This is a genomic window from Chamaesiphon sp. VAR_69_metabat_338, from assembly GCF_031423935.1.
GTDB lineage: Bacteria > Cyanobacteriota > Cyanobacteriia > Cyanobacteriales > Chamaesiphonaceae > Chamaesiphon.
Genome location: NZ_JANPGM010000281.1, coordinates 1 through 6,133 on the forward strand (window position 1 = coordinate 1; position 6,133 = coordinate 6,133).

The following is a 6,133-nucleotide window of genomic DNA, read 5'->3' on the forward strand; positions in this document are numbered from 1 at the left end:
GCGTTCGTGGTTGCCCATCAACACGATCGAATTGGGACGATTTTTGAGGAAGTCATAGACTTTGACAGAATCGGCACCGCGATCGACTATATCGCCTAAGGAGATGAGACGATCTGTGTCAGATATTGATACTTTCGCTAGTAGATCTAGCAGTTCATTGTAGCAACCATGAATATCACCAATAACGATCGATCGCATAATTTCTGTCTAAAATATTAAACTATAGCCATCCTCATCTTTTCCTGCTAAGGTCTTTTGCTGCGTTGAGGGTGTGTATTCAACACAGAGGGATACGGAGGATTCACAGAGGCGCACAGAGGTAGCAAGCTATTCCCTTTTACGATCGCTTATCGAGATGCTCGCTCTCGGAAATTATCGCTGACTTTGAATCGCGCATCTTAGCTAACAAGCCATATTTGGGTGCAAAAATCATGGCAATGATAAATAACAATGTTTGCAAGACGACGATGCAGCCGCCAGTCGAGCCGTCGATATAGTAACTAATATACGTTCCCATTACGCTCGAAAATATCCCTGAAGCCATGGCGATTAGCATCATGATATCGAACCTGTCGGTCAATAGATAGGCAGTCGCTCCTGGGGTCACTAACATAGCGACGACGAGAATAATGCCTACGGTTTGAAGTGCGGCTACGGCAGTTAGGGAGAGTAAGGATAATAGAACGTAATATAGAAAAGTGGTGTTTAAACCGATCGAGCGTGCGTGGCTAGAATCAAAGCAAAACAGCATTAAATCTTTGCGGAAGATTGCCAGCGTGACTAACGTAAAGACACTAATAATTACCGTCTGGATGATATCTGCATCGGCAATACCCAAAACATTACCAAACAGAATATGAGTCAGATCGATCGAGCTACGGACTTTGGAAATTAAGACTAAGCCTAATGCAAAGAAGCCCGTAAATACCAACCCAATTACGGTATCTTCTTTGATTCTAGTTTGCGCTTTGATAAATCCGATCGCGATGACCGAACCGACACCAAACACAAATGCACCGATGGCGAGCGGGATATTGAGCAGATAGGCAACCGCCACTCCTGGCAACACCGCATGAGAGACAGCATCGCCCATCAGCGACCAGCCTTTTAACGTCATGTAACAAGAAAGTGCCGCACACACCATGCCGACTAGGGCACTCACCCCAATCGCTTTGACCATGAACTCATATTGCAATGGTGCGGCTAGCCAGTTAATTACATCCATTATCTTTGCTCCCGATTTGAACCATTCAACTGGCGATCGACATTCGCTAAATCTCCTAGAGAATTATCAAAAGCACGTGCGATATTTTCTGGTGTAAACACATCTGAGGTGTTTCCATATGCCAGAATGCTGCGATTGATGAGTACCACTCGATCGCAAAATGTAGCGATCGAGGCTAGATCGTGAGTCGAAATTAAAATTGTGTAGCCGAGTTGCCGCAGTTGTAGTAATAAGTCGATCAGCATTTTTTCGGTTTTGACATCTACCCCGGCAAATGGTTCGTCTAATAATAAAACTTGGGCTTGCTGGGCGAGGGCGCGGGCGAAAAATGTCCGCTTCTTTTGACCGCCGGATAATTCGCCAATTTGCCGATCGCGTAGATCCCACATCTGGACACGTTCTAAGCTTTCGCGTACTGCTTTTTTGTCGCTCGATCGGGGTATTCGCAATACATTCATATAACCGTACCGCCCCATCATCACTACATCCGCGACGCTCACGGGGAAATTCCAGTCTACTTCTTCGGATTGCGGGACATAAGCAACGAGGTTATTTTTCTGGGCTTGATGGATTGGTAAACCATTGACCAAAACTCGTCCGGTTGTCGGTTTGACAAAGCCCATAATTGCTTTAAATAGTGTCGATTTGCCAGCACCATTCATCCCCACCAATCCACAGATCGAACCACTCTGAAGTTGCAGTGAAGCACTATGGAGCGCGACTTTTCCATGATAGGCAACAGTTACATTCTCGATGTCAATTCCAATTGCATTCATTTGGCAGTCATCCCCTCAGTCAGCGTATTAATGTTATGTTCTAGTAATTTCAAGTAAGTTGCGGCGGAGCCATTCGGTGGTGAGAGCGAATCGACATAGAAGACACCCCCAAATTTGGCACCTGTTTCTTTGGCGATCTGCTGTTGCGCTCGATTATCGACGGTACTTTCACAAAACACTGCGGGAATTTGCTGGGCGCGAACCGTATCGATAACGCGTTGAACTTGCTGGGGTGTGGCTTGTTGTTCGGCATTAACCGGCCAGATGTAGACTTCTCTAAGTCCATAGTCGCGGGCTAGATAGGTAAATGCACCTTCGCAACTGACTAGGTAACGCTTATCGGCGGGAATTTTGGCAACTACTTGTTTGAGTTTGGTATCGAGTGCCCGAATTTGCTGGCTGTAAGTTGCCGCATTTGTGTCGTAAGTTTTGGCATTAGTCGGATCGATTTTGCCCAACGCGATGCGGATATTTTCGACATATAAGAGGGCATTTTGGGGCGACATCCAAGCGTGAGGATTGGGTTTGCCTCGATAGGCATCGCCGCCAATTTCTACTGGTTTCACGCCCTCACTCAATGTAACGTGGGGCACCTTGGGAAAACTCCGATAAAACCTATTCGCCCACCGTTCCAAATTGAAACCGTTATCGAAGATCGCAACAGCACCTTGCCCCCGACTCAAATCGCTAGGCGTCGGCTCGTAACCATGAATCTCGGCTCCAGGTTTGACGATCGATTCGACATTCACTTTATCGCCAGCGACATTCCGCGTCATGTCTGCTAGGACGGTAAATGTGGTTAAAATTACCTTCCGATCGGTTGGCGGGGCACGATCGACTGGCGCGCCGCAGCCGCTGAGTACCGCCACTGCCAATACTGTCAGTGCTGCTAATGCTTGTCGGTAAACACTCACTACAAAATGACCGCGTTGCCCCGATCGATCGGCATCGCCTGTCGGCCTATTCCAGATGTGCTTTAGTCCGAGCTGACGACTCATGACAATATTTCATAATTATCTCATATTTCTAAATTTAACATAATGATTAAGAAAAATGAACTAACGATCGAAAACAGCGACTTTAACTAACGACAGCCCCCTGCATGTCTACAGTCAGTGGCTGTGCCTGAACCTGAATCTGATGTGCCGCCCAAGCGGTACTCATTGCCTCAGCAACAGCCGCCGATCGCTCGTTAGCGGTCAAAGCAAGTAAAGTCGGGCCAGCCCCGCTAATGACCATCCCATAGCCACCAGCGGCGATGACGGCGCGCTCGACATCCGCATAGCCAGGGATTAACTTTTGACGATAGGGTTGATGGATGCGATCGGTTAATGCCGCAGACAACCATTCGGGATTACCAGTCTCCAAGCCGCGTATCATTAAGCCCAAATGGGCGGTATTAAAAATCGCATCGGCACGGCTATATTCATTCGGCAGCACGCTGCGCGCTTGGGCTGTGGAGAGTTCAAAATTGGGAATCGCCACTACCGGCACGATCGTATTATGCCAGGGAATATCCGCGATCGCCCAACCAGTAGCGGCTGTTGCGGCTAATTGGCAACCCCCAATCAGAGCGGGTACCACATTATCGGGATGTCCTTCCATTTCGATCGCCAGTTGCATTATTTCCCACTCTGAGAGCGGGTTGCCAGCTACAGCATTGGCACCGAGTAAGCCACCGACGATCGCGGTAGCCGAGCTACCTAGTCCCCTAGCTAAAGGGACGCCGAGCCTAATCTCTAGCTGAATCGTTGGTGGTGTCAGGTCGATCCTACTATAAAGCTTGAGAAAAGCTTGATAAGCCAGATTGCTAGCATCGGTATTGACTCTGGCTGCTTCCAACCCTTGCACGGCAATGACTAAAGTTTCGGTATCGATCGGGGTGAAGGTAAACTCGTTGTACAAGCTCAAAGCAGCACCAATACAGTCAAATCCCGCTCCTAAATTAGCAGTGGTAGCGGGGACGCGGATGGTTGTCATAGGAGGTAGGGGATAGGGGGTAGGGGATAGGGAGTAGGGGATAGGGAGTAGGGGATAGGGGATAGGGATTTATAAAGATGGCTGCGCCATCGCCAACGCAAATGAATTACTTATTTAGTAGAGCAGTTACAAAGTCCCATTTTACACATGCGTTACTTATCTACTCCCTAATCCCTACCCCCTATCCCCTATCCCCTAAACTGTGTGTTATCTAACAATAATTGTAAAGGAGATGCGATATCCTGCGAGATGTAACTGAATGTCACAAAATGCAAAGTATTTTAACCAGGCGATCGAACTAATGTGACGATGCGGAAATAAGGTGTTAGTGTATAAGCAGACACAAAATATTTGCAAATTAAGGTGAGGTTTTTATATTATCCCTTCTGTGGATAATCTTTGACAAAATTTGACTGCAAACTACCAGTAGTAGTCTTGAGCAATTTAGTCAATTCAGCAAGTAAGATTCGCTACAGCGGAAGCGATCGCTTCCAAAACTTTTCTGCCAATCTCAACCTTAAATCAAATCTAAATAGTGGGAGATGCTTATGAAGCTTGTGCTCCAGAGTAAGAACATCGAAATTACCGATGCCATCCGCGATTATGTGAATCAAAAAATCGAAAAGGCAGTGAGCCATTTTGAAAACATAACTACCGGAATCGATATCAATCTATCAGTTGCTAAAAATCCCCGCATTGCCGCAGCACAGGTAGCTGAGGTAACAATTTATGCCAATGGTGCAGTGATTCGGGCCGAAGAAGCCAGCGAACATCTGTATGCAAGTATCGACTTAGTGGCTGACAAAATCTCGCGCAAATTACGGAAGTATAAAGAACGCAATTTTACTAAAAAAGAACGGACGGATGCTGGGAAAGATCTGAGTGAAGATTTAGATTTAGCATTATTAGACTATAATCTCACCGACAATCGATCGGCGACATTACCAGCCGAGGTAGTCCGCACCAAATACTTCGCGATGGCCGCATTGACGATCGAGGAAGCTGTAGCGCAATTACAATTAGTCGATCACGATTTTTACATGTATCGCAGTGCCGAAACTGGCGAAGTAAATGTCGTTTATCGGCGCAATCATGGCGGCTTTGGTGTAATTCAACCGCGTCCTGGTGGTAATGAAAAAAATGGCAGTCATAGCGATCGCAAAGTTACTGCGGCAACGTAATTTTACTCGCGCTTGGCGATCGATTTCGATCGCCGAATGAGACAATTTAAATTCAGATTTCAGGAGGATTTACCAGCAATCCTCCTGATTTTTTAGCGATCGGGCGGCGTGGGCTAAAATAAAGAGGTGACATGGCATCATCGCCCCTAGCAGCTAAATCCCTACCCCCTTAAGCCCCTCAATGTCTTCCCAGCCGCCCAAAAAGACACTCCTGGCTCAAATTACTCAAGTCATTAATCGGACGAAGGTAAACTTTACCCGATTGGCTCTTAAACCCAATGCCAGAGTTCCCAAATTACTAGTCCAAGATGCCGATGCGCCGCAGCCGGATGTCTTCCCGCTGCTAGGGGAAAAATATGTATTGGGACGCAGTTCGCAGTCTTGCGATATTGTGGTGCGCAATGAGGTCGTCAGTCAAGTTCACCTATCATTAAAACGCGATCGCACCAAAGGTACCAGCTTTTTACTCAAAGATGAAGGTTCGACCAACGGGATTTATCGCGGCAAAAAAAGAGTCGATCGCGTAACGCTCAGAAACGGCGATACCTTTACCCTCGGGCCTCCAGAACTCAAAGCCGCAGTCAAAATTACCTATCTCGATCCGCCACCGACATATCTGCGCATGCTGCGGTATGGCTTGTATGGTACGGGTAGTATCTTGAGTTTGCTGCTACTGGCGATCGTTGCTGAATCCACCAAAATTAATGTTAACCCTTTACCCGATGCTAATGGGCCAGTAATGGTCTATGCCGAGGGGATGGTAGAACCCCTCCGTCCGCCAAAAGTCGGCGCACATAAAGATCTCACAGCTCTGACGGATTTCTCGCCCTATTTACCCAAGGCGCTGATTGCCTCGGAAGATAGCCGCTTCTACTGGCATTTTGGTGTCGATCCTTGGGGGGTGGGACGCGCGCTGGTCGTCTCTAGACAAAAAGGGAAACTCACTCAAGGTGCGAGTACGCTGACACAGC

7 protein-coding genes are annotated in these 6,133 nt (G+C 47.4%); 2 read left to right on the forward strand and 5 right to left on the reverse strand.

Annotated features, from left to right (window positions below; all coding sequences use genetic code 11):
* The 5 genes from RMO84_RS08235 to thrB form a co-directional block, all read right to left on the reverse strand.
* Positions 1 to 198 (reverse strand): metallophosphoesterase (locus RMO84_RS08235; protein ID WP_310487982.1); only part of this gene is annotated, 198 nt, incomplete at its 3' end.
* Positions 199 to 337: 139 nt separating this feature from the next.
* On the reverse strand, positions 338 to 1,225 hold the full coding sequence (locus RMO84_RS08240; RefSeq protein WP_310487983.1) for a metal ABC transporter permease: 888 nt from the start codon (positions 1,223 to 1,225) through the stop codon (positions 338 to 340).
* The gene (locus tag RMO84_RS08245; RefSeq protein WP_310487984.1) at positions 1,225 to 2,001 is read right to left on the reverse strand and encodes a metal ABC transporter ATP-binding protein; all 777 of its coding nucleotides are present in this window, start codon (positions 1,999 to 2,001) and stop codon (positions 1,225 to 1,227) included. Before RMO84_RS08245 ends, RMO84_RS08240 begins: the two co-directional genes overlap by 1 nt.
* On the reverse strand, positions 1,998 to 2,999 hold the full coding sequence (locus RMO84_RS08250) for a metal ABC transporter substrate-binding protein (RefSeq protein WP_310487985.1): 1,002 nt from the start codon (positions 2,997 to 2,999) through the stop codon (positions 1,998 to 2,000). Before RMO84_RS08250 ends, RMO84_RS08245 begins: the two co-directional genes overlap by 4 nt.
* 82 nt (positions 3,000 to 3,081) lie before the next feature.
* Positions 3,082 to 3,981, reverse strand: a complete 900-nt coding sequence (gene thrB / locus RMO84_RS08255; protein WP_310487986.1) for a homoserine kinase — start codon at positions 3,979 to 3,981, stop codon at positions 3,082 to 3,084.
* A 548-nt stretch (positions 3,982 to 4,529) separates the two neighbouring features.
* On the opposite strand from thrB, the gene hpf reads away from it, so the two are divergent.
* Positions 4,530 to 5,162 carry a ribosome hibernation-promoting factor, HPF/YfiA family gene (gene hpf / locus RMO84_RS08260; RefSeq protein WP_310487987.1) on the forward strand — a complete coding sequence of 211 codons (633 nt, stop codon included), beginning with the start codon at positions 4,530 to 4,532 and terminating at the stop codon, positions 5,160 to 5,162.
* Between the two features lie 181 nt (positions 5,163 to 5,343).
* A partial coding sequence (locus tag RMO84_RS08265; RefSeq protein ID WP_310487988.1) for an FHA domain-containing protein occupies positions 5,344 to 6,133 on the forward strand: 790 nt, incomplete at its 3' end.

Coding starts and splice junctions, on each gene's coding strand:
- RMO84_RS08240 (WP_310487983.1), bottom strand. CDS start 1,225: ATGGATGTAATTAACTGGCTAGCCGCACCATTGCAATATGAGTTCATG.
- RMO84_RS08245 (WP_310487984.1), bottom strand. CDS start 2,001: ATGAATGCAATTGGAATTGACATCGAGAATGTAACTGTTGCCTATCAT.
- RMO84_RS08250 (WP_310487985.1), bottom strand. CDS start 2,999: ATGAGTCGTCAGCTCGGACTAAAGCACATCTGGAATAGGCCGACAGGC.
- thrB (WP_310487986.1), bottom strand. CDS start 3,981: ATGACAACCATCCGCGTCCCCGCTACCACTGCTAATTTAGGAGCGGGA.
- hpf (WP_310487987.1), top strand. CDS start 4,530: ATGAAGCTTGTGCTCCAGAGTAAGAACATCGAAATTACCGATGCCATC.